This is a genomic window from Promicromonospora sp. Marseille-Q5078, from assembly GCF_050315395.1.
In the GTDB taxonomy this organism is placed as follows: Bacteria; Actinomycetota; Actinomycetes; order Actinomycetales; family Cellulomonadaceae; genus Isoptericola.
The window spans coordinates 2,310,454-2,335,832 of record NZ_JBNPQG010000001.1; the positions used below are offsets into that span (position 1 = coordinate 2,310,454).

At 76.1% G+C, this 25,379-nt stretch carries 25 protein-coding genes, 1 pseudogene and 1 riboswitch; of the genes and pseudogenes, 10 read left to right on the forward strand and 16 right to left on the reverse strand.

Annotated elements, in window-relative coordinates; all coding sequences use genetic code 11:
* Window positions 1–993, forward strand: a complete 993-nt coding sequence (locus ACQFYA_RS10675; RefSeq protein ID WP_499123878.1) for a LacI family DNA-binding transcriptional regulator — start codon at window positions 1–3, stop codon at window positions 991–993.
* Window positions 994–998: 5 nt separating this feature from the next.
* Here ACQFYA_RS10675 and ACQFYA_RS10680 read toward each other — a convergent pair whose 3' ends face one another.
* Complete coding sequence (locus ACQFYA_RS10680) at window positions 999–1,160, reverse strand: hypothetical protein (RefSeq protein ID WP_499123880.1); 162 nt, start codon at window positions 1,158–1,160, stop codon at window positions 999–1,001.
* A gap of 37 nt (window positions 1,161–1,197) precedes the next feature.
* A complete protein-coding gene (locus tag ACQFYA_RS10685) occupies window positions 1,198–1,935 on the reverse strand; it encodes a class E sortase (RefSeq protein WP_499123881.1) in 738 nt (245 codons plus the stop codon).
* A gap of 74 nt (window positions 1,936–2,009) precedes the next feature.
* Between ACQFYA_RS10685 and ACQFYA_RS10690 the strand changes: the two genes are divergently transcribed.
* Window positions 2,010–2,669, forward strand: a complete 660-nt coding sequence (locus ACQFYA_RS10690) for a class I SAM-dependent methyltransferase (protein ID WP_499123882.1) — start codon at window positions 2,010–2,012, stop codon at window positions 2,667–2,669.
* Here ACQFYA_RS10690 and ACQFYA_RS10695 read toward each other — a convergent pair.
* The 5 genes from ACQFYA_RS10695 to ACQFYA_RS10715 form a co-directional block, all read right to left on the reverse strand.
* Window positions 2,659–2,937 carry an acylphosphatase gene (locus ACQFYA_RS10695; RefSeq protein ID WP_499123885.1) on the reverse strand — a complete coding sequence of 93 codons (279 nt, stop codon included), beginning with the start codon at window positions 2,935–2,937 and terminating at the stop codon, window positions 2,659–2,661. The two genes, ACQFYA_RS10690 and ACQFYA_RS10695, sit on opposite strands and share 11 nt — an antisense overlap.
* A gap of 49 nt (window positions 2,938–2,986) precedes the next feature.
* On the reverse strand, window positions 2,987–4,429 hold the full coding sequence (locus ACQFYA_RS10700) for a hypothetical protein (protein WP_499123886.1): 1,443 nt from the start codon (window positions 4,427–4,429) through the stop codon (window positions 2,987–2,989).
* 108 nt (window positions 4,430–4,537) lie between these two features.
* Window positions 4,538–5,236, reverse strand: coding sequence for a copper resistance CopC family protein (locus ACQFYA_RS10705; RefSeq protein WP_499123889.1), 699 nt, complete (start codon window positions 5,234–5,236; stop codon window positions 4,538–4,540).
* Entirely contained in the window at window positions 5,233–5,997 is a 765-nt protein-coding gene (locus tag ACQFYA_RS10710) for a YcnI family copper-binding membrane protein (RefSeq protein WP_499123891.1), read from the reverse strand. Before ACQFYA_RS10710 ends, ACQFYA_RS10705 begins: the two co-directional genes overlap by 4 nt.
* A gap of 76 nt (window positions 5,998–6,073) precedes the next feature.
* The gene (locus ACQFYA_RS10715) at window positions 6,074–6,730 is read right to left on the reverse strand and encodes a hypothetical protein (protein WP_499123892.1); all 657 of its coding nucleotides are present in this window, start codon (window positions 6,728–6,730) and stop codon (window positions 6,074–6,076) included.
* 131 nt (window positions 6,731–6,861) lie between these two features.
* A riboswitch (TPP riboswitch) is annotated at window positions 6,862–6,980 on the forward strand.
* Between ACQFYA_RS10715 and ACQFYA_RS10720 the strand changes: the two genes are divergently transcribed.
* The 3 genes from ACQFYA_RS10720 (at window position 6,971) to ACQFYA_RS10730 (ending at window position 12,647) form a co-directional block, all read left to right on the forward strand.
* Window positions 6,971–8,596: a bifunctional hydroxymethylpyrimidine kinase/phosphomethylpyrimidine kinase gene (locus tag ACQFYA_RS10720; protein ID WP_499123895.1), complete on the forward strand. Its 1,626-nt coding sequence runs from the start codon at window positions 6,971–6,973 to the stop codon at window positions 8,594–8,596. Its footprint overlaps the riboswitch before it by 10 nt.
* A 119-nt stretch (window positions 8,597–8,715) precedes the next feature.
* On the forward strand, window positions 8,716–10,746 hold the full coding sequence (locus tag ACQFYA_RS10725) for an ABC transporter ATP-binding protein (protein ID WP_499123898.1): 2,031 nt from the start codon (window positions 8,716–8,718) through the stop codon (window positions 10,744–10,746).
* Window positions 10,747–10,826: 80 nt separating this feature from the next.
* The gene (locus ACQFYA_RS10730) at window positions 10,827–12,647 is read left to right on the forward strand and encodes an ABC transporter ATP-binding protein (RefSeq protein ID WP_499127498.1); all 1,821 of its coding nucleotides are present in this window, start codon (window positions 10,827–10,829) and stop codon (window positions 12,645–12,647) included.
* 75 nt (window positions 12,648–12,722) lie between these two features.
* On the opposite strand, the gene ACQFYA_RS10735 is transcribed toward ACQFYA_RS10730, so the two are convergent.
* Window positions 12,723–13,841, reverse strand: a complete 1,119-nt coding sequence (locus tag ACQFYA_RS10735; RefSeq protein WP_499123901.1) for a pectinesterase family protein — start codon at window positions 13,839–13,841, stop codon at window positions 12,723–12,725.
* A 197-nt stretch (window positions 13,842–14,038) separates the two neighbouring features.
* Window positions 14,039–14,245 (reverse strand): annotated as a pseudogene (locus ACQFYA_RS10740) (hypothetical protein); the annotation flags it as partial.
* Window positions 14,246–14,410: 165 nt separating this feature from the next.
* Between ACQFYA_RS10740 and ACQFYA_RS10745 the strand changes: the two are divergent.
* Window positions 14,411–14,587, forward strand: coding sequence for a hypothetical protein (locus ACQFYA_RS10745; RefSeq protein WP_499123905.1), 177 nt, complete (start codon window positions 14,411–14,413; stop codon window positions 14,585–14,587).
* Here ACQFYA_RS10745 and ACQFYA_RS10750 read toward each other — a convergent pair.
* Window positions 14,535–16,097, reverse strand: a complete 1,563-nt coding sequence (locus ACQFYA_RS10750; protein WP_499123907.1) for a lipase maturation factor family protein — start codon at window positions 16,095–16,097, stop codon at window positions 14,535–14,537. The two genes, ACQFYA_RS10745 and ACQFYA_RS10750, sit on opposite strands and share 53 nt — an antisense overlap.
* Before the next feature lie 9 nt (window positions 16,098–16,106).
* Window positions 16,107–17,042, reverse strand: coding sequence for a LysR family transcriptional regulator (locus ACQFYA_RS10755; protein ID WP_499123909.1), 936 nt, complete (start codon window positions 17,040–17,042; stop codon window positions 16,107–16,109).
* Window positions 17,043–17,136: 94 nt separating this feature from the next.
* Between ACQFYA_RS10755 and ACQFYA_RS10760 the strand changes: the two genes are divergently transcribed.
* The 3 genes from ACQFYA_RS10760 to ACQFYA_RS10770 all read left to right on the forward strand — a co-directional run bounded on the left by ACQFYA_RS10760 (window position 17,137) and on the right by ACQFYA_RS10770 (window position 20,327).
* On the forward strand, window positions 17,137–18,141 hold the full coding sequence (locus tag ACQFYA_RS10760) for a threonine ammonia-lyase (protein WP_499123913.1): 1,005 nt from the start codon (window positions 17,137–17,139) through the stop codon (window positions 18,139–18,141).
* Between the two features lie 87 nt (window positions 18,142–18,228).
* Window positions 18,229–18,849: an L-threonylcarbamoyladenylate synthase gene (locus ACQFYA_RS10765; protein ID WP_499123916.1), complete on the forward strand. Its 621-nt coding sequence runs from the start codon at window positions 18,229–18,231 to the stop codon at window positions 18,847–18,849.
* 50 nt (window positions 18,850–18,899) lie between these two features.
* Window positions 18,900–20,327, forward strand: coding sequence for a UTP--glucose-1-phosphate uridylyltransferase (locus tag ACQFYA_RS10770; RefSeq protein WP_499123917.1), 1,428 nt, complete (start codon window positions 18,900–18,902; stop codon window positions 20,325–20,327).
* An 80-nt stretch (window positions 20,328–20,407) separates the two neighbouring features.
* On the opposite strand, the gene ACQFYA_RS10775 is transcribed toward ACQFYA_RS10770, so the two are convergent.
* Window positions 20,408–21,094, reverse strand: a complete 687-nt coding sequence (locus ACQFYA_RS10775) for an IMPACT family protein (RefSeq protein WP_499123919.1) — start codon at window positions 21,092–21,094, stop codon at window positions 20,408–20,410.
* Window positions 21,095–21,170: 76 nt separating this feature from the next.
* Here ACQFYA_RS10775 and ACQFYA_RS10780 point away from each other — a divergent pair, with 76 nt between their 5' ends.
* Entirely contained in the window at window positions 21,171–21,914 is a 744-nt protein-coding gene (locus ACQFYA_RS10780) for a site-specific integrase (protein ID WP_499123921.1), read from the forward strand.
* Window positions 21,915–22,060: 146 nt separating this feature from the next.
* Here ACQFYA_RS10780 and ACQFYA_RS10785 read toward each other — a convergent pair whose 3' ends face one another.
* From ACQFYA_RS10785 to ACQFYA_RS10800, 4 genes are all read right to left on the reverse strand, one after another.
* Complete coding sequence (locus ACQFYA_RS10785; protein WP_499123924.1) at window positions 22,061–22,747, reverse strand: GNAT family N-acetyltransferase; 687 nt, start codon at window positions 22,745–22,747, stop codon at window positions 22,061–22,063.
* A gap of 92 nt (window positions 22,748–22,839) precedes the next feature.
* Complete coding sequence (locus tag ACQFYA_RS10790) at window positions 22,840–23,427, reverse strand: Dps family protein (RefSeq protein WP_499123926.1); 588 nt, start codon at window positions 23,425–23,427, stop codon at window positions 22,840–22,842.
* A gap of 45 nt (window positions 23,428–23,472) precedes the next feature.
* Window positions 23,473–24,060 (reverse strand): hypothetical protein, encoded by a 588-nt coding sequence (locus ACQFYA_RS10795; protein ID WP_499123927.1) that lies wholly within the window; start codon window positions 24,058–24,060, stop codon window positions 23,473–23,475.
* Window positions 24,057–25,376 carry a DUF58 domain-containing protein gene (locus tag ACQFYA_RS10800; RefSeq protein WP_499123928.1) on the reverse strand — a complete coding sequence of 440 codons (1,320 nt, stop codon included), beginning with the start codon at window positions 25,374–25,376 and terminating at the stop codon, window positions 24,057–24,059. Before ACQFYA_RS10800 ends, ACQFYA_RS10795 begins: the two co-directional genes overlap by 4 nt.
* Window positions 25,377–25,379 lie beyond the last annotated feature (3 nt).

Sequence of the window (25,379 nt, forward strand, 5' to 3'; positions counted from 1 at the left end):
ATGGTGACCATCCACGACGTCGCCCGGCACGTCGGCGTCTCCGCGGCCACCGTCTCCAACTACCTCAACCGCCCGGAGAAGGTGGCGCCCGCGACGTCCGCGCGGATCCGCGCCGCGGTCGAGCAGCTGGGCTTCGTGCCGAGCCTGTCCGCCCGGCAGCTGCGCTGGCAGCGCTCCGGGATCGTCGGGGTGTCCGTGATCAACGCGTCCAACCCGTTCTTCGCCGACGTCGTGACCGCCGTCGAGCGCGTCGTGGCGCGGGCGGGGCTCACGCTCGTCACGGGCAGCACCCACGAGTCGTCGGAGCAGCAGGAGCGGCTCGTCGCGCTCTTCGAGCAGCTGCGCTTCGACGGCATGGTCGTGGCGCCCTCGGACGCGCAGATGGCCGCCCTCGTGGCGCGCAAGGAGCGGGGCAACCCGGTGGTCGTGGTGGACCAACAGGACCCGGCCCGCCGCCTGTCGACGGTGTCCCTGCGGCACCGGGAGGGCGGTCGCCTCGCCGCGCAGCACCTGGTGGACGGCGGCCGCCGCCGGCTGCTCGCGGCCACCGGCCGGGCCCGGGTGCAGCAGGTGCGGCACCGGCTCGAGGGGATGCAGGAGGTGGTCGACGCGACGCCCGGCGCCCGGCTGGACGTGGTGCACTCGGACGACCTCGGCCTCGCCGAGGGGGCCGAGATCGGCCTCCGGATCGCCGCCGCGGCCCCGGGCGATCGCCCCGACGCCGTGCTGGCGGGCAACGACATGCACGCCCTCGGGCTGGTGCGCGCGCTGCTCGACGGCGGGGTGCGGGTGCCCGAGGACGTCGCGCTCGTGGGGTACGACGACATCCCGTTCGCGACGACGGGCGCCGTCCCGCTGACGACGGTGCGTCAGCCCGCCGCAGCCATCGGGACCACGGCCGCCGAGATCCTGCTGCGCGAGATCGCCGACCCCTCCGCCGCGCGCGAGGAGGTGCTCTTCGACCCGGAGCTGGTGGTGCGGCAGAGCAGCTGAGCCGGTCAGCCGACCGCCGGGTCGCCCTCGAGCAGGGTCAGGTACGGGGCGACGGCGGGGAACACCCACAGGAACAGCGCGGCCACCACCGCCCCGACGAGCACGAGCGACTGCAGCACGCGCCAGAACACGTTGCCCGGCAGGTGCCGGAAGATCCATGCGTACATCGGTCGTCTCCTCTCGCGGAACGTCTCAGCGGGTCGTTCAGCGGACCTGGTCGGGGGTGCCGTCGGCCCGGTCCATCCAGCCGACGAACGTGGCGTAGGTGATCCAGCGGTGGTCGTTGCCGTACTCGCCGAGCGTGAGCGAGTGGCAGGTCGTGAGCGTCAGCAGCCGCTCCGTCGGCTTCTGGTCCGGATGGTGCGGCACCGGGGCGACGACGTCCACCTGGTCGGGGGTCACGATCTCGTGCCCCGTCACCTCGTAGACGTACCAGGTGCTGGCCGTCTCGACGATGATCTGGTCGCCCTCGTCGAGCTTGTCGACGTGCCGGAACGAGTTGCCGTGCGTGCGGCGGTGCCCGGCGAGGGCGAAGTTGCCCACGTCGCCCACCTGCTGGGACGCCTCGTAGTGCCCCGCGGCGGCCTGGTCCAGCACGTCCATCCCGGTGCCCTCCTCGATGGGCATCGCGTTGTTCGTCAGCCCGTACCAGGCCGGCACGATGAGCGTGCCGATCGTCTCGCCGTACCCGACCGGGTCCGGGACGGGCGGGGCGTCCGTGCGCAGCTCCGCCGGCTCCGGGTTGGCCGGCGGGAGGGTGGCGCGGAACTCCGTGAGCACCTTGTCCGCCTGGGCCGTGGCCTCGACGGACGTCCACCACAGCTGCCACACCACGAAGAGAGCCAGCACCACCCCGAGGGTGATGAGCAGCTCGCCGACACCGCCCACCACGGCGCTGCCGACGCCGTGGCGTCGGGGGCGGGCGTGGGTGGGACGGTTCACGTGCGCGATGCTACGTGGTCGGGGCGGCCGCCGGGGACCTGTCGCGCGCGGCGACGGTCTGGCAGCCTGGAGCGGTGACCAGCGACGACGGGGTGACGCGTCGGGCGGCGCGGCTGCGCTCGCGGTGGGACCGCGAGGCCCCGGGATACGACCGCGCGTTCGCGGCGGCCGAGCGCCGGATGTTCCCCGACGTGCGCCGACGGCTGTGCGCCCGGGCGGAGGGGCGCACCCTCGAGGTCGCCGTCGGCACCGGCCTCAACCTCGAGCACTACCCACGCGCGGTCCTCGGCGGGCGGTACACCGGCGTCGAGTGGAGCCCGGGCATGCTCGACCTCGCGCGCCGCCGGGCGGCACGGCTGGGCCCGGGCACCGACGTCGACCTGCGCCTCGGCGACGCGCAGGCGCTCGACCTGCCCGACGACGCGTTCGACACCGTGGTGTGCACCTTCTCGCTGTGCGCGATCCCGGACGACCGCGCCGCCCTCGACGAGATGACGCGGGTGCTGCGGCCGGGCGGGCTGCTGCTGCTCGCCGACCACGTGGGGTCGAGCGTCTGGCCGCTGTACGCCCTGCAGGCGCTCGCGGACCTGGTGAGCGTGCCCCTGGCGGGGGAGCACTTCCGACGGCGCCCGCTGCGCGGGGTGCGAGAGCGCGGCCTCGTGGTCGAGGAGCACGAGCGGACCCGCGCGGGCGTCATCGAGCACCTCGCGGCACGGCTCCCGGTCAGCGACTGACGACGAGCGTCGTCTCCCCGCGCGGCTCCGTCTCGGCGACCTCGACGCGGGTCACGAGCGCGCCGGCCGGGCCCTCCCGCAGGAACGCGAGCATCGCGTCGACGGACTCCGCCGACCCCTCGACCTCGGCCTCGACCGTCCCGTCGGGCAGGTTGCGTACCACGCCGCCGACGCCGAGCCGCGCGGCGGCGTCCACGGTGGCCCAGCGGAACCCCACGCCCTGGACGCGGCCGTGCACGCGCACCCGTCGTCGTACCGTCCCGGACATCGGACCTCCCGCCGGCTCGCTCCCGCGGCGCCCGGGGGCGCCCGTCGTGTCAGTCGAACATGTCGCCGATGTCGCCGATGTCGTCGAGGATCCCGCCCAGCACCATCCCGCCCAGCACGGCGCCGAAGACGTCCGAGCCGCCGCGGCCGACCTGGCGGCGTCGCGGGTCGCCCTGCCAGCCGCCGTCGTACCCGCCGTTGTAGCCGCCGTCCCAGCGCTGCCCGTGCCCGGAGCGCGCGATGTCGCGGTGGGCGAGCGTGGCGGCCTCCGCGGCCAGCGCCGCGCCCCGCCGCGCCGCCGCGACCCCGCGCTCGGGGTCCTGGGCGGCACGCGCCTCCGCGACCTCCCGCTCGGCCTCGGCCAGGCGCGTGCGGGCGTCCGGGCCGACGGGGGCGCGGTAGTCGTCGACGACGGACCGCGCCGACGCGAGCTGCCGCTCGGCGTCGTCGAGCGCCGGGCCGAGCCGGGAGGCGGCCCGGCGGGCGCGCTCGTCCTGCTCCGTCCGCTCGGCCACCGCGTCGTCCAGCGCCGTGTTGGCCTCCCGTACCCGGGTGAGGGCGCCGACCGGGTCGCCCGGCCGGCCCGGGGGCGGCAGCTCGGCGAGCGCGTCCTCGAGCGCGGTGACGGCGCCGTCGATCCGCCCGGCGCGCTGGGACCCCGGCAGGGCGCGGGCCTGGGCGAGCTCGGCGCGGGACTCCGCGACGATGGCGCCGAGGGCGGACTCGGCGCGCAGGGCCTCCGCCTCGTAGTCGTCGACGGCGCGCAGCAGGCCCTCGGCACGCCGCACCGCCTCCTCCGCCGCGCGGGCGGCGGCGCCGGCCTCGGCCACCTGCTGCGTCGTGAGCCGCTTGCGGGCCGCGGCCGCGCTGCGCCCGGCGAACTCGAGCAGCCGCTCCGCCTGCTCGGGGTTGTCGGCCACCGGCAGCAGCGCCTGCTCGGCGTACTGGCCGCGCAGCCGCTCGAGGTCGGCGCGCGCGCCGGGGATGCTCTCGCGCACGCGGGCGAGCTCCTTGTCCACGCGGGCGACGACGTCGGGCGTCGCGCGGACGGTCTGCCGCAGGCTCGCGAGGCCCGAGTCGAGCTCGTCCAGCGAGGCGCCGGCCGAGCGGCACAGGTCGACGATGCGCGCCGACCACTCGTGCCGCTGCTGGTCGGTGTCCGGGACGTGGTCGTGCAGGAGCTGGTTGAGGTGGAACGCCTCGCCGAGCCGCTCGCGCGCCCGCCGCAGCGTCGGCGCGAGGTCGCGCGTCTCGCGCTCGCCGAGCTCCGCCACGGCGAAGGCGAGCTCGTCCTCGGCGAGCCGCGCGCGCTCGTCGGCGCGCACGAGCGCGGAGCCGGCCTCGACGCCCATGCGCTCGAGCTCCGCCTCGCGGTCCCGCGCCCGCGTGCCCGCGGCACGCCGGCGGCGGACCGCCCAGACGGCCACGGCCGTCACCAGCACGACCACCACGACGACGCCCGTGACGATCCCGACGATCTGCCCCGCATCCATGGTGGGCATCGTAGGCGGCGCCGCCGCCGTCCGGGGACGCGACGGCGGCGCGGCCGGGCGCGAGGCCGGACCGCGCCGCCGCGGTGCTCCGGTGGTGTCGGTCCGGCGTCAGTCCCGCCGGCGCGCGACGCGCAGCGTCACGAGCACGGCCGCGCCCGCGAGCACGACGACGCCGCCGGCGATGCCGAGCACGACGGCGAGCTCGGACGCCCCGCCGTCGCTCGCCCCGTCGCTCGACCCGGCGCTCGTTCCCGTGCTGGTCCCGGCGCCGGTGCTCGCGCCCGTCCCGCCGTCCGCCGCGGCGGACGCGCCGCAGGGCGTCGCGCCGCCGGTGGGCGGGGCGCTCGTCGCGGCGCCCTCGGGCGGGTCGTAGGTGAACGTGAACTCGCCGCTGGTCGGGTGGCCGTCGGCGGACACGATGCGCCAGTCGACGGTGTACTCGCCCGCCGCGCCCATGCTCACCGGCACGGACACCGTGCGGTCCTGCGAGGTGGGGCATCCCGTCGCACGGTCGGTGCCGTCCGGGTCCGTCACGGTGACGACCGTGCTGGAGCCGTCGGCCGACAGGTTGAGCACCACGTCGTCGAACGTGACGTCCACCGTCTCCGGCGCCTTCGTGACGGTCGAGCCCGTCGCGGGCGCCGTGCCGACGACGACGTTGTGCGCGCTCGCCGGTGCCGCCGCGCCGACGGCGCCGACCAGGGCGAGGCCGAGCGTGCCCACCGCGGCGAGGGCCGCGACGGCCGACCTCCGAGCCCCCGACCGTCGAGCCGCCCACCGCCGAGCGAGGGCCGGCCGGGCCCTCACCGCTGCTCCGTCCGGGCGCGCGTGCGGACGAGGGCCGCGACGCCCGTCGCCGCGCCCACCAGGCCGAGCCCGAGGCCGGCCGCCCCGAGCGCGAGGGGCAGGGTGCTGTCGGAGTCGCCGCCGGCGCTCCCGTCGTCGCCCGCGGCCTGCGCAGCGCCGGACGCCGTGCCGGACGTCGTGCCGTGCGCGTCGTCGCCCGCGGCCGGGACGACCTGCAGCACGGGCGCGGGGTGCTCGGGCTCCGCGTCGCCGGTGGTCTCGTCGTCCCACGCGACGACCTCGCCGTCGGAGTAGGTCTGCGTCGCCGGGAGGGAGATGGCGTCGACCCCGTCGGGCACGGCGCCCGCGGACACCGTGAAGCGGAGGAACTCCCCGGGGGCGATGGCGGCGTCGGGGCCGTCGGCGGTCCACTCGACGCTCGCGGGAGCCTCGGTGACCTTCGTGCCGTGCACCTCGACGGGCTCGTCGAGCGGGGCCTGGGTGACCTTCGCGGTCCAGCCGGGCACGGGCTCGACGGACACGCTGGTGAACGGGGAGTCCTGCGGGAGGTCGACCTTCACGGCGGTGGTGGACGCGTCGGCGGACTCGTTGGGGACCTTGAAGGTCAGGGTGGCGTATGCGCCGGCCTCTGCCGAGTCCGGTGTCACGGTGACGTGCGCGGACGCGGCGCCCGCGCCCAGCACGAGGGCGGGCACGGCGAGGGCCGCGGCCCCCGCGAGGCGGCGCGCGCGGGGGAGGGAGGAACGGGTGGTCGTGGGCATGGGTGTCTGCTCCGTGGGTCTGACGGTCGGGGACGACGAGGGGCCCGCCCCCGTCCGACGTCGGACCGGGGCAGGTTCAGGCGGCGCGCACGAGGGCGGCCTGGAGCAGCGGGGGCCCGCGCACCGGCGGGCGTCGGACGGCGTCCCCGGGCCGGGGACGCCAGGTGCGGCCGGTGACGACGGCGGCCCGGCGGGGCACCGGCAGCGCGGGCGGGCCCTGCACGAGCACCGCCACGTGCCGCAGGTGGGTCAGGACGTTCTGTGCCGCCCGGTCGCCCGCCGCGAGCAGCAGGGCCGTGACGAGGACGGCCGCGGCGTGCGCGGCGAGCATCCAGGTCGCTGCACCGCCCCCGTCCGCGTGGTGCAGGTGCGCGGCCGTGCCGGTCGCGGGCGGCAGGGAGCCGGGCCCCAGGTCGTGCCCGGCGTGGCCCGCGTGGCCCGCGAGTCCCACGGCACCGGTCCCGGCCGGACCGGCCGTCCGGGTCGTGCCGAGGAGCTCCAGGGCGGAGTGCTGCACCAGCTGCAGCGCGACCATGGCGGGCAGCAGGCGGCGGAGGGTGAGCCGGCGGCGTGCGGTCCACACCGCGAGCGGGGCGGTGAGGGCCATGACGACGAGCCAGGCGAGGGGTGCCCCGGGGAGCGTGCCGCCGGCCAGGAGGTGGGCGGCGGCCGCGATGCTGAGCGTCGTACCGGCGACGAGGAGCTCGCGCGCACGACGGAGGACCACGGGCACCGGGTCACCCTATCGCGCGCCCTCCGGCGGCCCCCTCCCGCCCGCGTCCCCGTTCCCGTCCCGCCGCCGCCCCCGTCGCGACGCGCGCGCCGGACCCGCCCGGCGTCGTCGTCCGCGCTGGGCTAGCGTGGCGCGACGACACGGGGTGCGACCCGACGTCGCCGGCCACGGTCGGCGTCGGGCCGCTGAGATCACACCCGTCGAACCTGATCTAGCTCGCACTAGCGAAGGGATGTCGACATGAGTGCGCGCGCACCTCACGACAGCTCCGCCGGCAGCGCCGGCACCTCTGCCCGCTCCTCTGCCCGCTCCTCGTGGTCGGCCGCCGTCCCCAGCCGGCCCCGCGTGCTCGCGGTCGCGGGCTCCGACCCGTCCGGCGGTGCCGGGATCCAGGCCGACCTGAAGTCGGTCGCCGCGGCCGGCGGGTACGGGATGGCCGCGCTCACCGCGCTCACGGCGCAGAACACGCACGGTGTGCGGGACGTGCACGTGCCGCCGCCCGCGTTCCTCGCCGCCCAGCTCGACGCGGTGGCCGACGACGTGGCGATCGACGCGGTGAAGATCGGCATGCTCGCCTCGGCGCCCGTCGCCGAGGCGGTGGGCGCCTGGCTCGACGGCCTGCCGCGGGGGGCGACCACCGTGCGGCCGGCGGTCGTGCTGGACCCGGTGATGGTGGCCACCAGCGGCGACCGGCTCCTCGACCCGGCGGCGGAGCGCGCCGTGCGGGACATGCTCGGGCAGGTCGACGTCGTGACCCCGAACCTGCCCGAGCTCGCCGTCCTGGCCGGGGAGCCGGTCGCCCCCGGCTGGCCGGCCGCCCTCGAGCAGGCGCGCCGCCTCGCCGCCCGGCACGGGGTGCTCGTCGTGGCCAAGGGCGGGCACCTCGCGGGCGGGGGCGCCCCGGACGCGCTCGTCGGCCCGGACGGGGTGCTCGTCGAGCTCGCCGGGGAGCGCGTGCCCACCCGCGCGACGCACGGCACCGGCTGCTCGCTGTCCAGCGGGCTCGCGGCGCGGTTCGTCCGGACCGGCGACTGGGCCGAGGCGCTGCGCGGCACGAAGGCGTGGCTGACGGCGGCCATCCGGGCGGGGGAGGCGCTCGCGGTGGGCGGCGGGCACGGCCCGGTGGACCACCTGGCGGGCAGTACGCCGCCGGGCGCGTCGCGGCCGGCGGGGCCCACGCCCGGGGACGACCGCGCGGGCGACGAGCTCGTCGCCCGGTGGTGGGACGACGTGGCGGGCGTGCGCGGCGCGATCGACGACCTGTCGTTCGTGCGCGCGCTCGGCGACGGCTCGCTGGGTGCCGGGCACTTCCGCGCCTACCTGGAGCAGGACGCGATCTACCTGCGCGAGTACGCGCGCTGCCTCGCCCGCGCCAGCGAGCTCGCGCCGACCCGGGCGGAGCAGGCGTTCTGGGCGGGCGGCGCGCACGGCGCGCTCGTGACCGAGCTGGACCTGCACACGCGGTGGCTGGGCGGGGAGCCGCAGGACGTGCCCGCCAGCCCGACGACCGCGGCCTACCTGGAGCACCTGCGTGCGGCCGGCGACGACTACGCGACGCTGGTGGCCGCCGTCCTGCCCTGCTACTGGATCTATCAGGACGTGGGGGAGCGCCTCGCCGCCCGGGACCACGCGGACCACCCGTACTCGGCGTGGCTGGGCACGTACGCGGACGACGCCTTCGCGCAGGCCACGGCGCAGGCCGTCGCGATCCTGCGCCGGGTCGCCGGGGCCGCCCCGCCGACCACGCGGGCCCGGATGGCGCGGGCGTTCCAGGAGGCCTGCGAGCACGAGCTGGCGTTCTTCGACCAGACCGGCGCCGCGGACGACGCCCCGGGGCGCCGCGGCGCGGGGGCCGTCGTCGGCTGAGCCCGGGCCGTTCCGGCGGGATGCCGCGGCGCCCCGCCGGGGGTAAGCGGTGTCCCGCCGACGCGACGTGCCGGGTGACCGGGGCAAGGATGTCGGGGGCGAGTGACAGAATAGGTGTGATGCCCGACACGACGCGCACTTCGCGCAGCAGCAGCCGAGGCGCCAGCAGCGCCGATCCCTCCGACAGTCCCAGGAGGAGCTCCGCCTCCTCCGCACCGCGCCGCCCCGCCGCGACCGGCACCCCGCCGGGCCGGTCCTCCGGGCCGCCCGGCCCGCCCGCGCCCGCGGGGTCCGAGCTCTCCACGCTCGCCTCCGTGCGCCGGCTGTACCCCTACGTCAAGCCGGCGGTGCCGCGGCTCGTGGGCGGCCTGTTCTCCGCGCTGGGCGCCAGCCTCGCCGCGCTCGCGATCCCGCGCGTCCTGCAGGCCTTGGTGGAGGGGCCGCTCGCGGACGGCGCTGCGGCCCACGACCTGGGCGCTCTCGTGGTGCCGCTGGTCGCGGTCCTCCTGCTGGGCGTCGCCGAGGCCGGCCTCGTCCTGCTGCGCCGCAACCTCGTGATGTACCCGGGCACGCGGATCGAGGCAGTGATGCGGATGGCGCTGTTCCGCCACCTGCAGGACCTGCCCGTCGCGTTCCACGACCGGTGGCCGGGCGGCCAGCTCCTCAGCCGCGTCATGGGCGACCTCGGGCTGCTGCGCCGCTGGCTGGTGTTCGGCCTGCTGCAGCTCGTCGTGAGCGTCGTGACGATCGTGGTCGGCGTCGCGATCCTGCTCAGCACCGCGGGCTGGCTCGGCCTCGTGTACCTCGCCGGTGCCATCCCCGTGACGGTGATCGCCTTCCGCTTCTCGCGCCGCTACCGCGTGATCGCACGCCTCTCGCAGGACCAGTCGGGCGACCTCGCCACCACCGTCGAGGAGTCCGTGCACGGGATCCGCGTGCTCAAGGCGTTCGGCCGGGGGCGCGACGCCCTCGACTCGTTCACCGACCAGGCCGAGGAGCTCCGCCAGACCGAGATCCGCAAGGCGGGCAACCAAGCCACGGTCACGACGTCGCTCCAGCTCATCCCGGAGATCACGCTCGCCGTCTGCCTCGTGCTCGGGTCGGTGCTGGCCGCCCAGGGGCAGGTCACGCTCGGCAGCCTCGTCGCCTTCTTCCTCACGGCCGCCGTGATCAACGGCCCCGTGGTCGACCTCGGCATGACACTGTCGATGACGCTCAACGCCCGCACCGCCGTAGACCGCTTCTTCGAGGTCATGGAGACCCCGAACCCGCTCGCCGACCCGGCCGACCCGGTGCAGGCGGGGGCGCCCCGCGGCCACGTGGAGCTGCGTGACGTGAGCTTCCGCTACGAGGACTCCGCGCACCCCGTGCTCGAGCACGTCGACCTCGAGCTGCCCGTCGGCACCACCACCGCGCTCGTGGGGCTCACCGGCTCGGGCAAGTCCACCCTGGCGATGGTCGTGCCGCGCATCTTCGACGTCACCGGCGGCGCCATGCTGCTCGACGGCGTCGACGTGCGCAGCATGCGCCGCAACGACGTGCGCCGGGCCGTCGCGGTCGCCTTCGAGGACCCCACGCTGTTCTCCGCGTCGGTGCGGGACAACGTGCTCCTGGGCGTCCCGGAGGCCGGCCCCGACGCCGTGCCCGAGGCCGAGCGGGAGCGCCGCCTCCACGAGGCCGTCGAGGTGGCGCAGGCGGGGTTCGTCGCCGACCTGCCCGACGGTGTCGAGACGAAGATCGGCGAGGAGGGGCTGTCCCTGTCCGGCGGGCAGCGGCAGCGCCTGGCGCTGGCCCGGGCGATCGCCGCCCGGCCCGCCGTGCTGGTGCTCGACGACCCCCTGTCGGCGCTCGACGTCGCCACCGAGGAGGCCGTGACCAGCCGCCTGCGCGACGTCCTCGCCGGCACCACCAGCCTCGTCATCGCGCACCGTCCGTCCACCGTGGCGCTCGCGGACCGCGTCGCGGTGCTGCAGGACGGGCGCATCACGGCCGTCGGCACGCACAGCGACCTGCTGGCCACCGACGCCCACTACCGGCACGTCATCTCCAGCCTCGAGCAGGACTGGGAGGAGAGCCCCGAGCACTCCGAGCAGAGAGATCTCGAGCAGCGAGAGTCCGAGCAGGCCCAGACCCAGGAGGTCCAGCGGTGAGCCGCCCCAGCACGCCCGCACCCGGTCCCGCGTCACCCGACCCCGCGGCGGAGCCCCTGCCCGAGCCCTTGGCCGAGCCCCTGCCCGAGGAACGTCGTCGCCCCACGGACGCGGACGCGGACGACGCCACCCGACTCGACAAGGAGACGTCGCGCGCCGTCCGGTCCCGCTCGATGCTCCTGCTGGGAGAGATGCTCCGGCCGCGCCGGGGTGCGCTCGGCGTCGCGGGCCTCCTGGTCGTGCTCTCCACCCTCGGCCAGGTGGCAGGCCCGTGGCTGGTGTCCGTCGCGATCGACTCCGCCGTCCCGGACCTCATGGACGGGGACGTCGGCACCCTCGTGCTGGTCGGCTCGGCCTACCTGGTCGCCGCCGTGGTCGGCGGCGTGTGCGCCGGCGCGTACGTGCGGCAGGCCGCCCGCATCGCCCAGGGGGTGCTGCTCGACCTGCGCCGCCGGGTGTTCCGGCACACCCAGCTGCTCTCCCTGGAGTTCCACGAGTCGTACACGTCGGGGCGCATCATCAGCCGCCAGACGTCCGACCTCGAGGCACTGCGCGAGCTGCTCGACGGCGGCCTCACCGGGGTCGTCTCGTCCCTGATGCTCATGATCTTCACCGGGGTGGGGCTGTTCCTGCTCGACTGGCAGTCGGGCCTGGTGCTCGCCGCCGCCCTGATCCCGGCCTGGCTGCTCACGCGCTGGTTCCAGAAGCACTCCCAGCTGTTCTACCGCCAGCAGCGCACCACCTCCGCGCGGCTCATCGTGAAGTTCGTCGAGACGATGACGGGCATGCGGGCGGTGCAGGCGTTCCGCCGCGAGTCCACCACGGAGGCGGAGTACGGGAGCCTGAACGAGCAGTACCGCGACGCGAACCTCAGGACGATGGGCCTCAACGGCCGCTACCAGCCCGGGCTGGTCCTCATCGGCAACATCGCGGTCGCGGCGGCGCTGGGAGTCGGCGGGTGGCGCGTGGTGCAGGGCTCGCTCGACGTCGGCGTGCTCGTCGCCACCCTGCTGTACGTGAAGCGGTTCTTCCAGCCCATCCAGCAGCTGGGCAACTTCTACAACTCCTTCCAGTCCGCCACGGCGGCGCTGGAGAAGGTGTCGGGCCTGCTGTCCGAGGAGCCCACGGTCGTCGAGCCGCGCCGTCCCGTCGCGCTCCCGCACGCGCGCGGCGCCCTGCGGCTGGCGGACGTCACCTTCCGCTACGGCGACGGGCCCGTCGTGCTGCCCGACCTGGACCTCACCGTCCCGGCGGGGCAGACCGTCGCGCTGGTCGGCACGACGGGTGCGGGCAAGTCCACGCTCGCCAAGCTCGTCACGCGGTTCTACGACGCGAGCGAGGGCCGGGTGGAGCTCGACGGGGTGGATGTGCGCGACCTGACGACCACCGACCTGCGCAGGGCCGTCGTCATGGTGACCCAGGAGGCGTACCTGTTCAGCGGGTCGGTGCGGGAGAACATCGCCCTCGGGCGCCCGGGCGCCCCGCAGGCGGACATCGAGGCCGCGGCCCGGGCGGTCGGGGCGCACGAGTTCATCATGGACATGCCCGACGGGTACGACACCGACGTGAACAAGCGCGGCGGGCGGGTGTCGTCCGGCCAGCGGCAGCTGCTGTCGTTCGCGCGGGCCTTCCTCGCCGACCCGGCGGTGCTCGTGCTCGACGAAGCCACGAGCTCGCTCGACATCCCGGGCGAGCGGCTCGTGCAGCACGGCCTGCAGACCCTGCTGTCCGACCGGACGGCGATCATCATCGCCCACCGCCTGTCCACCGTCGCGATCGCGGACCGCGTGCTCGTCATGGAGCACGGCCGCGTCATCGAGGACGGCACACCGGACGAGCTCGCGGCCGGGGACGGGCACTACGCTGCCCTCAACGCCGCCTGGCAGGACTCGCTGGTCTGACGGCGACGCAGCGCGGCTCCGCCGGGACCTGGTCTCACCGGTCCTGGCGGGGCCGCGCTGCGTTCCTTCAGTCCTTCAGTCCTTCCGTCCGCGACTGCCGTGCCCGCGGTCGCGCTGAGGTGCCCAGCCGTCGTCGCCGGAGAGGTAGGCGCTCGCCGTGTGGGCGCGGGCCTCCTCACGGGACAGCTGTGGGCGCTCAGGGTTCGGCTGCCCGCCGTGGGCGGCGCCGGGGCCCACGTTGCGGTACTCGGCGTTGCTGCCCTCGTACCAGTCGAAGCCGGACATCGTCGTCCACGGGTCGTCGCCCTTGACGTGCGCGCCGAGCCACGAGTCGCGCACGACCACTCGAGGGTCGGTGTCGGGGTTGCTGCTCGGGTGCCACGGGCGGCCCAGGAAGTAGGACCCGTCGTCTGCGGTGGTGACGAACCTGCACCCGGTCGCGAGGAATCCGTGGGAGAACGCGCTCGAGGTGCTCGGCGCGAACACGTAACCGTCGGGGTCGCTGTCGCGCCAGAGCGCCTTGATCGTCGAGTCCTCGATGACGGCGGTCGCGCGGCCGAAGATGAAGTCGACGTCACCCTCGACGTAGGAGCGTGTCACGTACACGCGCGAGGGCACGTCCGCCGCCGGGGTGTCGAGGTAGAGGGTGTCCTGGTTGCCGAGGAACCGGACCTGGTCGAAGACGACCCGGTCGGCGCGGGTCTTGACGGCCACGGCCTGGTGGCCGGAGAGCTCCGGGTGCGCCGCCTCGTCGAAGGCGTTCTCGAAGGTCACGGCGGAGGCGCTGAAGCCAGCTCCGGAGATCGTCACCGTCGCGCTGCCGGTGGTGCCCCACGTGCTGCCGTCCGGCTTCACGGTCCCGGCAGCGCGGTCGTCGGTGATGATCACGTCCTCCGGGTCGCCCGTGGACCCGAGGAACGCGAGGTTGGTCCGGTCCGCGCCGACATCGACGCGGCCGTGGTAGGTGCCGGGGCGAATGACGATCTCGACACGCTCCGTGGAGCCGGCGGGGGCCAGGTCGACGGCCTCTTGGATCGTGGCGGCGTCGCCCGACCCGTCGGTGGCCACCACGATGCGGGCGCACCCGGCAGGCCGGGGACGCCGTGCGGTCGCCGCCGACGCCGCCGGGGCGCCGGCCAGGACCGCCCCGAGGGCGACCGCCCCGGGAAGTGCGAGGACGGCCCGGCGCGGCATGGCCGAGGTCCTGCGGGGGCGCGATGCGGGGACGGGACTCTTCTGTGCTGCGGGCAACGTTGCCTCCTGGGGTCGGTGGGTCAGCGCTGACCCGGTCGGTCCTCGGCGATGAGAAACCGGTTGCTGGGCATCGTGGCACGCGCGGACGACGGGTGGCAATCCCGGGACGGTCGGTGCGCCGGGCTCAGGTGCCGGGCTCAAACGCGGGGCGCGAGGCCGAGGTCGGCGTCCGCGGCGACCTGACCCATGGCGCGGGCGGCAGCGAAGCGCTCGACGAGCGAGGCGGCGACGTCGGGGTCCCGTTGCGCCTCGGCGACGAGTGCGCGGAACAGCGGGGCGACCTCGTCGCTCGCGAGGAGATCGACGGAGCCGTAGATCTGCCGCTTGACGTCCGCCACCACGTCTCCCGTGTCGGGGGAGTCGGACGCCTCGACGCGACGGCCCCGGAGCTCCTGCTGGCGCTCCGGACCGGCACCCGCGGTCCTCGCCGCGCACCGGTCGCGCCGCGACGTCCGGGTGTCCCCCGGCCGCCCCCGATCCGGCGGGCTCCCCGGGCCGTTCCGGCAGTCATGTTGCGCGCGGGAGTCGGGGCCGACGACGTCGAGCCGTCGTGGTTCCTCGCCCTTCGCGTGCCGCCCGAGCTGGCCTGGCCTGCTGTCGTCGCGATGATCGTGCTCGGCCTCGCCCTGCTCGTCAGCGGCCTCGCGGTGGGGTGGAAGTACCTGCGGCAGGCCCGCCGCGGGTGAGGCCGCCGCCGTCGGAGAGCCGGACGGGGTCGACGATCGTCTCCAGCTCGCGGCGTACCCACCAGTCGCCGGAGCGGTGGCGCTCGGCGGGCGTCGTGTACCGGTAGCGGAACAGTCGCATCCGCACCCAGCGCGGCGGGGCGCCGTCGAACGGGTCCTCCCGCAGCAGGCGCAGCACGGCCGGGTCCGCCTCCAGCAGCCGCTCGCACAGCCGCGCGATCCAGGGCCCCGAGGCGCCCAGCGGAACGAACCACAGCACCCAGTCGAGGCGCAGGTGGTAGGGGGCCACCTGCGGCGGCCGTCGCCGCACGTCGCCCGGCTTGCCGCGGAACCCGTACTCGCGCCAGTCGTCCGGGCCCGGACGGTCGGCCAGCGTGCCCTCCACGATCACCTCGTCCCGGTGGCGGGTGACGCTGCCGAACGCCCCGTAGGCGTTGACCAGGCGCAGCGGCTCGAAGCTCGCGTTCATCCGCTGGTGCCGCGAGGCGAGGTTGAGCGCGGGCCGCACCGACAGCGCCGCGAGGACGAGGGCGACGAGCGTCGCCGCCACGAGGTACCCGAGGGGCACGGAGGGCGGCGCGGGAGGGAGCACGGCGCCGGCGCTCGCGGCCGCGCCAGGGGCGAGCCCGCCGAGCAGGGCGTGCCACACGCCGTCGGAGACCATGGCGGCGCCGACCACGATGGCGGCCCAGTTGAGCCACGCGAAGTTGCCGGTGAGCACCAGCCACCCCTGGGTGAGCACGACCACGCCGCCGGCGACGCTCGGGAACGGCTGCGGCAGCCACAGCAGCCACGGCACGAGCAGCTGGCTCACGTGGTTGCCCACGACCTCGGTGCGGTGCCACCAGCGCGGCAGGTGGTGCGCGTGCCAGCTGAACGGTCCGGGCATGGGCTGCGTCTCGTGGTGGTAGTCGAGGGCGGTGAGGTCGCGCCACGCCGGGTCCCCGCGCCACTTGATGAGCCCGGCGCCCAGCTCCAGCCGGAACAGCAACCAGCGGGCGGCCAGCACCAGGAGGAACGGCACGGGGACGGCGGGGGAGCCGAACCACGCCGCGAGGAACGCGAGCTCGCACAACAGCGTCTCCCAGCCGAAGGCGTAGAAGCGCTGGCCCACGGAGACGATCGACAGGTAGGCCGCCCACAGCGCGAGGAGGACGAGCGTCGGGACCCACCACGGCCCGGCCTGCGGCAGCCCGACGACGAGGGCCGCGCCGCCCGCGGCCCCGAGGCCCGCCACGACGACCAGGAGCCGGTCGGAGTAGCGCGCGTGGAAGAGGGACGGCGCGTCCCGGAACCGGACGCGCGCGGTGAACCGCGGCACGGGCAGCAGACCCCGCTCCCCGAGCAGCGGCCGGAACTGCCCGAGCGCCTGGACGAACGCCAGGCACAGCAGCGCGCCGACGCCGCGCTGCAGCACCTCGCGGGCGACGTCGTAGTCGGTGGTGGCCCACCACCCGTCGAGCCATCCCGCGAGCCATGGCGGCAGCCCGGCGGGCAGCTGCGGAGGCACGCCACCACGCTAGTCGCGCGCGGCCTCGCCCGCTTCGACGAGCCGCTCGACGAGGGCGTGCGCCGCCGGGGTGGGCGCGCCCACGGTGAGGGCGAGGACCTGCCGGGTCGCGCCGGGCAGGTGCTGGACGACGACGTCGGGGTTGCGGTGCGCCCGCAGCGCCAGCGACGGCAGCAGGCTCACCCCGGCGCCCGACGCGACCAGGGCCTGCACGGCCACGTAGTCGTCGGTCTCGAACGCGATGCGGGGCACGAAGCCGGCGGTCGCGCACCGGGCCACGAGGTCGGCGCGGCACCGCTCGCAGCCCGCGATCCACGCCGCGTCGCGCAGGTCGGCCAGTGGCGGCGGGGCGTCGCCGGCCGTCGCCCCGTCGGCCGCGCGACGCACGAGGGCGACGGGCTCCTCGTGCACCACCGTGGACTCGAAGCGGGACAGGTCCATGGCGGGCCGGGCGTGCGGGGAGTCCGTGTGCCGGAAGACGAGGGCGACGTCGACGTCCCCTGCCTGCAGGGCGGCGACCGCCTCGGGCGGCTCCGCCTCGACCAGCCCGACGCCCAGGCCGGGATGCGCGGCCCGCAGGCCGGCGACGGCGGTCGGGACGAGGGTCGCCAGCGCGGACGGGAACGCGGCCAGCCGGGCCCGCCCGGCGCGCAGCCCGGCGAGCGCGTCGAGCTCGCGGCGCGCGCCCTCGACCCGGCCGAGGATCTCCTCGGCCCGTGCCGCCAGCAGCCGGCCCGCCTCGGTGAGCCGGACGCCGCGGCCCGCCCGCTGCAGCAGGGGGATCCCGGCCTCCGCCTCGAGGCGGGCCAGGTGGTGGCTCACCGACGGCTGGGCGTAGTGCAGCTCGCGCGCCGCGGCGGTCACCGAGCCGGTGCGGGCGACGGCGGCCAGCACGCGCAGGCGGGTGAGGTCCAGGTGGGGCGGGGGAACGGGTTCGACGGACACGACGCCAGCCTACGGCCACGCATCGATGCCTTCGATGGGGAGCAGTCGGAACAGGCATTAGACCTATCAGTCGCCGCGCGGCGATCCTGGGGTGATGACGACCTCGCCCCCCGCGACCGCCGTGCCGGAGCCCCCGACGATGCGCGACGTGCTTGCCGCGGCCCGCCGGATCGACGGGCTCGTCGTGCGCACCCCCGCGCTGCGCCACCCGGAGCTCGACCGCGCCGCCGCCGCGGCCGGTGCCGACGGGGCGACCCTCGTCGTCAAGCACGAGAACCTGCAGCACACCGGTGCCTTCAAGGTGCGCGGGGCGCTCAACCTCCTGCTCGGGTTCGACGACCAGGAGCGTCGGCGGGGGATCGTCGCCTACTCCACGGGCAACCACGCCCAGGCGCTCGCGCACGCCGCACGACGCACGGGTACCGGCTGCACGATCGTCATGCCGCGCCACCCGAACCCGCTGAAGGAGCGTGCGGTCCGCGACCTGGGTGCCGACGTCGTCCTGCACGGCGACACGTTCGACGACGCCCGCGCCCGAGCCGGCGAGCTGGCCGCCGCGGGCGGGGCGAGGCTCGTGGGCGCCGCCAACGAGCCGGTGCTCGTCGCCGGGGTGGCCACCGCCACCCTGGAGCTGCTGGAGCAGGCGCCCGACCTCGACGTCCTCGTGGTGCCGGTGGGCGGCGGCTCCGGCGCCGCGGCGGCCTGTCTCGTGGCCGCGGCGCTGGCCCCCGGGCTGCGCGTCGTGGCCGTGCAGGCGGCCGCCTCCCCGGCGGCCCACGACTCGTGGCGGGCCGGCGAGCTGCGCACCGCCGCCAACACCACGCGGGCCGAGGGCCTCGCCGTCGGGTGCGGCTTCGCGCTCACGCAGGCGGTGCTGCGCGAGCGCCTCGCCGACTTCCTGCTGGTGGACGACGACGCGATCGCCGCCGCGCAGCGGGCGTACCTCACGGGCGCGCGCACGGTCGCCGAGGGCGCCGGCGCCGCGGCGCTGGCCGCCGTCCTCACCCGTCCCGCGGCGTTCGCGGGGCGCCGGGTGGGCGTCGTCTGCTCCGGCGGCAACGCCAGCGAGGACGAGCTCCGCCGCGCGCTCGGGGTCTGAGCGCCGGCCCCTGCCGGAGGATGCCGGAGGGGTCCCGACGCACGCTCGCCGGGTGGGGGAGCGCTGCCCGGGGATACGCTTCCGGGCATGGCCCGCTACTACGACGTGCACCCGGTCGACCCGCAGCCCCGGGCGGTCACGCAGGTGGTCGCGATGCTCGACGAGGGCGCCCTGATCGCGTACCCGACCGACTCCGGCTACGCGCTGGGGTGCCGGGTCGGCCAGCACGACGGCACCGAGCGCATCCGCCAGATCCGCCACCTCGACGCGCGTCACCACTTCACCCTGGTGTGCGCCGACTTCGCGCAGCTCGGCCAGCTCGTGCGCCTCGACAACAACGCCTTCCGCGCCATCAAGGCCGCGACCCCGGGCCCGTACACGTTCATCCTCCCGGCGACCGCCGAGGTGCCGCGCCGGCTGGCGCACCCCAAGAAGAAGACGATCGGCGTCCGGATCCCCGACTCCCGGGTGGTGCAGGCCCTGCTGCGCGAGCTCGGGGAGCCGCTGCTGTCGTCCACGCTCATCCTGCCGGGCCAGGACCAGCCGCTCACGGACGGGTGGCAGGTCAAGGAGGAGCTCGACCACGTGGTCGACGCGGTCGTGGACGGCGGCGAGGTGCTCGCCGAGCCCACCACCGTCGTCGACTGGTCGGAGGGCTACCCCGAGGTCGTCCGCGCGGGAGCTGGCGACCCGTCGCGGTTCGAGTAGGCCGCGGACTCCCCGCCCGGGGCTCCCGCGCCCCGGCTAGGGTGCTGCCCATGAGCGACCGCGGACTTGCCCTGGCCCGAGAGAAGATGTCGGCGGAGGGCGTCGCCCCCGCCGCGATCGAGACCTTCACCCGCTTCTACCACCTGCTCGAGTCCGGCGAGACGGGCCTCGTGCGCGAGGCCGACGTCGAGCCCCTCACCGGGCTGCCGCGGCACGCCGACCTCGACGTCTCGGACGCCGACGCCCAGGCCGCCCTCGCGCGGACGGCGATCATCAAGCTCAACGGCGGCCTCGGCACCTCGATGGGCATGGACAAGGCGAAGTCGCTGCTCACGGTGCGCGACGACGCGCCCGGGGGCGACGGCGGCGGGGGCACGGCGCTGAGCTTCCTCGACGTCATCGTGCGGCAGGTGCGGGCGGCCCGTGCCGCCACCGGCGCGCGGATCCCGCTGGTGCTGATGAACTCGTTCCGCACCCGCGACGACACGCTCGCCGCGCTCGCGCCGTACGACGACCTCGCCGTCGGCGGGCTACCCGTGGACTTCCTGCAGAACCGCGAGCCCAAGCTCCGTGCCGACACGCTCGAGCCGGTCGAGTGGTCCGCCGACCCGTCGCTCGAGTGGTGCCCGCCGGGGCACGGCGACCTGTACCCGGCCCTGCACGCCTCCGGCGTCGTGCGCGCGCTCCTCGACGCCGGCTTCCGGTACGCGAGCGTCTCCAACTCCGACAACCTCGGCGCGGCGCCCGACGGCGCCATCGCGGCCTGGTTCGCGGCCTCGGGCGCCCCCTACGCCGCGGAGATGTGCCGCAAGTCGCCGGCGGACGTCAAGGGCGGGCAGCTCGTGGTGCGCAGGAGCGACGGGCGCATCGTGCAGCGCGAGACGGCGCAGACCCACCCGGACGACGTCGACGTGTCGCTCGACCCGACGGTGCACCCGTACTTCCACACGAACAACCTCTGGTTCGACCTGGAGGCCCTGGCGGCCGAGCTCGACCGCACCGGCGGCGTGCTCGAGCTGCCGCTGATCCGCAACGAGAAGACGGTGGACCCCACGGACGCGTCGTCCCCGGCCGTCGTGCAGATCGAGTCGGCGATGGGCGCCGCCGTGGCGGTGTTCGAGGGGGCGACGGCGATCGAGGTCGGGCGCGAGCGGTTCCTGCCCGTGAAGACGACCGGCGACCTGCTGCTCATGCGCTCGGACGTGTACGAGCTCACCGACGACTACCGGCTGGTCGCGCAGGTCGAGGCCCCGCTCGTGTCGCTGTCGAAGACCTACAAGACGATCTCGGCGTTCGACGAGCGGTTCGCCGCCGGGGCGCCGTCCCTGCGCGAGGCGTCCTCGTTGACGGTCGAGGGGGACTGGACCTTCGGCGGGCGGGTGCGCGCCGAGGGCGAGGCCGCCCTGCCCGACGCGGGCGAGCCCGCCACCGTGCCCGACGACGCCACGGTCACCGCGGACGGCGTCACGTCGAGATAGAGAGGCAGGCCCGCGAGATAGAGAGGCGCCGTCCCGTCGCGCCACGGGACGGCGCCTCACTATCTCGCGGGCCTGCCTCTCTATCTCGGCGGCGGGAGGTCGACGACGCGGTCGGCGCCATGGACGGGCACCAGGGCGCCCGCCGAGGCGGCGGCGAGGTCGTCGCGCAGCCGGGGGAGCGCGCCGGGCGGCACGAGCAGGGCCAGGCGCGCCACGGCGGCGTAGGTCGGCTCCTCCAGCACCGCGCCGTGCGTCGTCGCCCAGTCGCGCAGCAGGTGGTCGACCCGCCCGGCGTCGGCGTGCGGTACGTCGACGGTGACCTCGGTCAGCGTCTCGCGTCGCAGGAGGAGCCGCCGGGACGCGGCGACGTCCAGCGCCTCGGCGACGGCGCCGGAGTAGGCCCGCACGAGGCCGCCCGCCCCGAGCAGGACGCCGCCGAAGTAGCGGGTCACCACCGCGACGACGTCGGTCAGCCCGCGGCGGCGCAGCACCTCGAGCATCGGCACGCCCGCGGTGCCGGACGGCTCGCCGTCGTCGGAGGAGCGTTGCTGGTCGGCGTGCGTGCCGACGACGAGGGCCACGCAGTGGTGCCGGGCGTCCCAGAGCTCCTTGCGGAGGCGGGCGACGACGGCGTCCGCCTCCTCGACGCTCCGGGCGGGGGCCAGGTGTGCCAGGAACCGCGACTTCTTGATCACGAGCTCGTGGTCGACGGGCGTCGCGAGCGTCCCCGGGAGCGGCGCGGGGTCGGGACTGTCGGGGCGACTCACGCGGACGAGGCTACGCGTCCGCCGACACGCCGAGCGCTTGGGCGCGAAAAAGTGTGCCAAGCGCCAGAATCGACCCATGACCTCCACGCCCGGCGCGACGCCAGACCCGGCCTCTGACCTCGACGGTCCCGCGGATCCCGCCGCGCCGAACGTCGCCCGCTACCCGCGTCCCACGGTCACGCTGGAGGAGGCGGAGTGGGTGTGGCGCGAGCTGTCGGTGGAGGCGCTGCGGCCGGGAGGGAAGCCCGAGGTGGTGCGCCTCGCGGTCATCGCCGGACTGACCCGGGCGACGGGCGCGCGGTACGGGGACCTGCTCCGCGTGCGGGCGGAGGACCTGGACCTCGGCCCCGAGTCGGAGGCGGCGAGCCCCAGGGGCCGCGTCGGGGGCACGCGGGAGCCGGGGGAGGGGAGGGTCGTGCTGCGGCACGGCAAGCATCGGACGGTCCGCGAGCACCGGCTCCCGCCCGAAGTGGTGCTGCTGCTGCGGCACTGGATGGTGGTGCGCACGGAGCTCGCGGCGGAGCTGGAGGGCTCCGTGCCCCGGGCGCTGCTGCTCACGGTGCACCACACCCACGACCACGGCACGACGGTGTCGAGCGGGCTGCCCATCACGCGGCAGGGGCTGGTGCTGTCGTGGCGGCGCTTCGTGCACCGGACGAACGCGCGCTACGGGGCGGTGCGGGCGCCGCTGCCGACGCGGTTCGAGCAGGTGCGGAGGGCATGGGTGGAGGCGGGGACCCCGGACCTCGGTCGGGACGTCGTCGCCCCCGAGGGATCGGGAGCGACGGAAGGCGTGGACGAGTCGCCGATCTCCTCATAGAAAATAGTGTGCCAAGCGCCCAGAACAACCACGGGTACGCACAGCGGACACCTCACCGTCCAGCACGGACCGGAGGGGCCCACGTCGCGGTGACGTGGGCCCCCTTCGGAGGTGCCGGCCCCGAACGCGGGCCGACATCCGGTTCGTCAGCCGGTGGCGATCCCCAGCAGGGGCGAGCCGGGGGAGTGCGACGGCAGCTCGTGGAACCCGTAGCGGTCGTAGAAGGTGCGGGCGCGCGTGTTGTTCGGGTCCATCCCGAGGTGCACGCCGGGCACCCCGCGCTCGGCGAGGGCCGCGCGCAGCGTTTCCATCAGCTTCCGTCCCATGCCCTGCCCCTGGTTCTCGGGGAGCAGGTCGATGTGCAGGTGCGCGGGGTACCCGTCGAGCTCGTCGTCCGTCAGGCCGCGGACCATCCGGCCGGGGTCCTTGCCGGCGGCGACCAGCGCGGGCTCGGCGAACCTGGGCTCGCGGCCCGTCGGCGACGCGCCGGCCTCGGGGTACCGCTCGGCGAAGCCCGGGCCCCAGGTCCGCTCCCACCACGAGACGAAGTCGCGGGTGTCGGCCACGCCGATCACGTACCCCGTCAGGCGGCCGTCGGCGACCCGCAGGACGTCGTCCGCGGGGTCGGCCTCGGCCTCTGCGCCGAGCTCGGAGTCGGGGCGGACGACGACGAACGCGAGCTCCGGCGCGTACTCGACGTACGGGAGGGCGAACACCTCGGGCATGAGGAGGTCGTCGGAGTAGAGGCCGCGGGCGTCGGCCCCGCCCGCGGCGGTGCGGACGCAGACCTCGGCGACGGCGGCGCGGTCGGAGGCACGGTAGGTACGGATCACGAGGTCATCATGCCGGAGGGGCGCCGCGCGTCGACACCGCGGGGCACCCCTCCGACCTGCCCGGTCGTCACCCGGGCACGAGCCTCGCCGGGCTACTTCTTCTTCGTGGTCCGCGACCGGGTGGCGGCGCCGGCCTGGCGCGCGGCGCCCTTCTCGGTGGTGGCGCCCGCCGTCGACAGTTCGCCGCCGGCGCTCTCGAGGTGGGCACGGACGAACCAGTGGAACAGCTCGAGGTCGTGCAGGTGGCCGATGAGGAGGTCGTTCGTGACGTCGTCCAGCTTCTCGGTGTCCTTCGCGGCCTTGCGGTGCGAGGTGATGACGCCCTGGTAGACCTCGTCGAGAGCGCCCAGGTGCTCGATCGCCGACGCCCGCCGCAGCGCGTAGTCGTCCCAGGTCCGGGCCGCGACCAGCGCTCCGGGGGTCCCCACGGGGGAGACGCCGAGCGTCGCGATCCGCTCCGCGATCGCGTCGGTCATGGCACGCACGGCGTCGACCTGCGGGTCCAGCATCTCGTGCACCGCGATGAAGTGCGGGCCGACGACGTTCCAGTGCACGTGCTTGAGGGTGAGGTGCAGGTCGGTCAGCGCATCGAGCCGCCCCTGCAGGATGGCGGCGGTCTTGGCCCCCTGCGCGGGAGTGAGCGAGGGAACCGTGTATCGCGGGTTGCTGCTGTCGGCCATCGGGTCGTCTCCGTCCTCGTCGTGTCGGCGCGCGGACCGTGCCGGTCAGCGCGCCTCGCCATCGTCGCGCCGCGCGACCGTCCACGCGAGTGCGGCCAGTGCCGCGACCCCGACGGCGACGAGCCCGGTGACCGGCCGGCCGGCCGACGCCCACGCCGCGCCGCCGATCGCGAGGGACACGGCGACGACCATCCCGTCGCGGACGGCCGTGCGCCCGAGGGCGGCGAGCTCCACCCGGTCGGCGGCGCCGACGCGGCTCGCCCACCAGCCGAGCCGGCTCACGACGTACCCCAGGGGCGCGAGCCACAGCACCGCCGGGTCGAAGGGGGCCTCGGTGGAGCCGAGCAGCAGGAGCGCGGCGACCACGAGCGCGATGTGCGCGGGCGCGGGGCCCGGCCGGGCCGCGCCCCAGCCGGCCACCAGCAGGGCGAGTATCACGTCGAACTCGACCACCAGGGTGGTGCGCGCGGCCGTCCCGAGGACCAGCGCGAGCACGGCGGCGACGAAGGCGGCGCGCAGCACCCAGCCCGGGAGCCCCCGCCCGAGCCCGACTCCCACCGCCGGCAGCGGGCGCCCTGTCTCGTATCGCGACCGCCACCACGCGCGCAGCCGCGAGCGCACCGTCGCGATCATCGGACACCTGCCCCGCCGTGGTGGCGCTCGGCGGCGCGGACCAGCGCCTCGAGCCGGAGCGCCGCCCCCTGGCGGGCCTCGCCCGCCCAGCGCACCACCGGGACGCCCTCGGCGGCCATGCGGTGCAGGCGGCCGTCGCGCTCGGCCCGGGTGACCCGCCACGCGAGGCGCATGTGCTCCTCGCGCGCGCCGCGCACGTCGGGCAGCGTGTCGACGAGGACGACCGGGTGGCCGGTCGCCCGCCAGGCGCGCACGAGGTCGACCGGTTCGTCGTCGAGCACGGTGCTGAACAGGTACACGATCGCGTCGGCCGGGACCTGGGGCGCGCGCAGCCGGCGCGCCGGGGCGCCGGCCGGGCTGCTCAGGGCGAGGGCGTGCAGCACGCGTCGCAGGTGCCGGCGGCCGGCGGCCGGGGTCAGGGGACGCCGCCGCCGGCCGAGGTCGTCGACGCCGACCCGGTCCCCGGCGGCGACGAGCGCGGCCGCCACTGACGCGGCCGCGTGCCGCGCCAGGTCGAGGGACGTGGGCTCGTCCACGCGCTGCGGTCCGGTGCCGCGCCACGTGCGGAGGTCGGGGCCGACGTCGTCACGCGAGTCGACGACGAGGACCGCCGTCGCCTCCGCGGTGGCGTAGGTGCGGCGCACGTAGAGGGTGGCGAGGTCGGGCGACCGGCGGGCGGTGGTGCGCCAGTCGATCCGGCGCAGCCGGTCGCCGGGGGCGAAGGGGTGCACGTCGCGCAGCTCGTCCCCGTCGCCGAGCCGCCGCGAGGTGTGCGGTCCGGTGAGGCCGCGCAGCCGCCGCGGAACCGGCACCCGCCCGAGGGGCATGGCCGTGGGCAGCACGAGGCGGTCGGGGGCGGTGGCTGACAGGGGGTCCTCGGCCGACGTCCCGCCGGCGCCGTAGCCGCGCGCGTCGACGTGGAAGGTCCGCTGCGGGCCGGTGCGCACCGTGCTCAGCGTCAGCGGCAGCGCGCGCGCCTCGGCGGCGACCACGACGCCGGTGGAGCGGTGGCCCGGTGCCGCGACCCGGGCGACGACGAGCTCGGCGCCGGGCGGCGGGTCCAGCCGCAGGGTCGCGGTCAGCCTGCCGGGGTCGACGGAGTCCGTCGTCGGCTCGATCGCGACCGTCGTCCCCTGCTCGGGCGCACCGGACCGCCATGCCCCGGGCCGCCCGGCCCACAGCGCGCCGAGCAGCGGCGCGACGCCGAGCAGGGCGACGTCGGCCCGCCCGACGAGCAGTCCCAGGCCCAGCACGAGGACGCCCGCGCCGACTCCGGCGGCCGCCTGCGGGGTGCGCCGCCACGTCCGGTCGGTCATGGG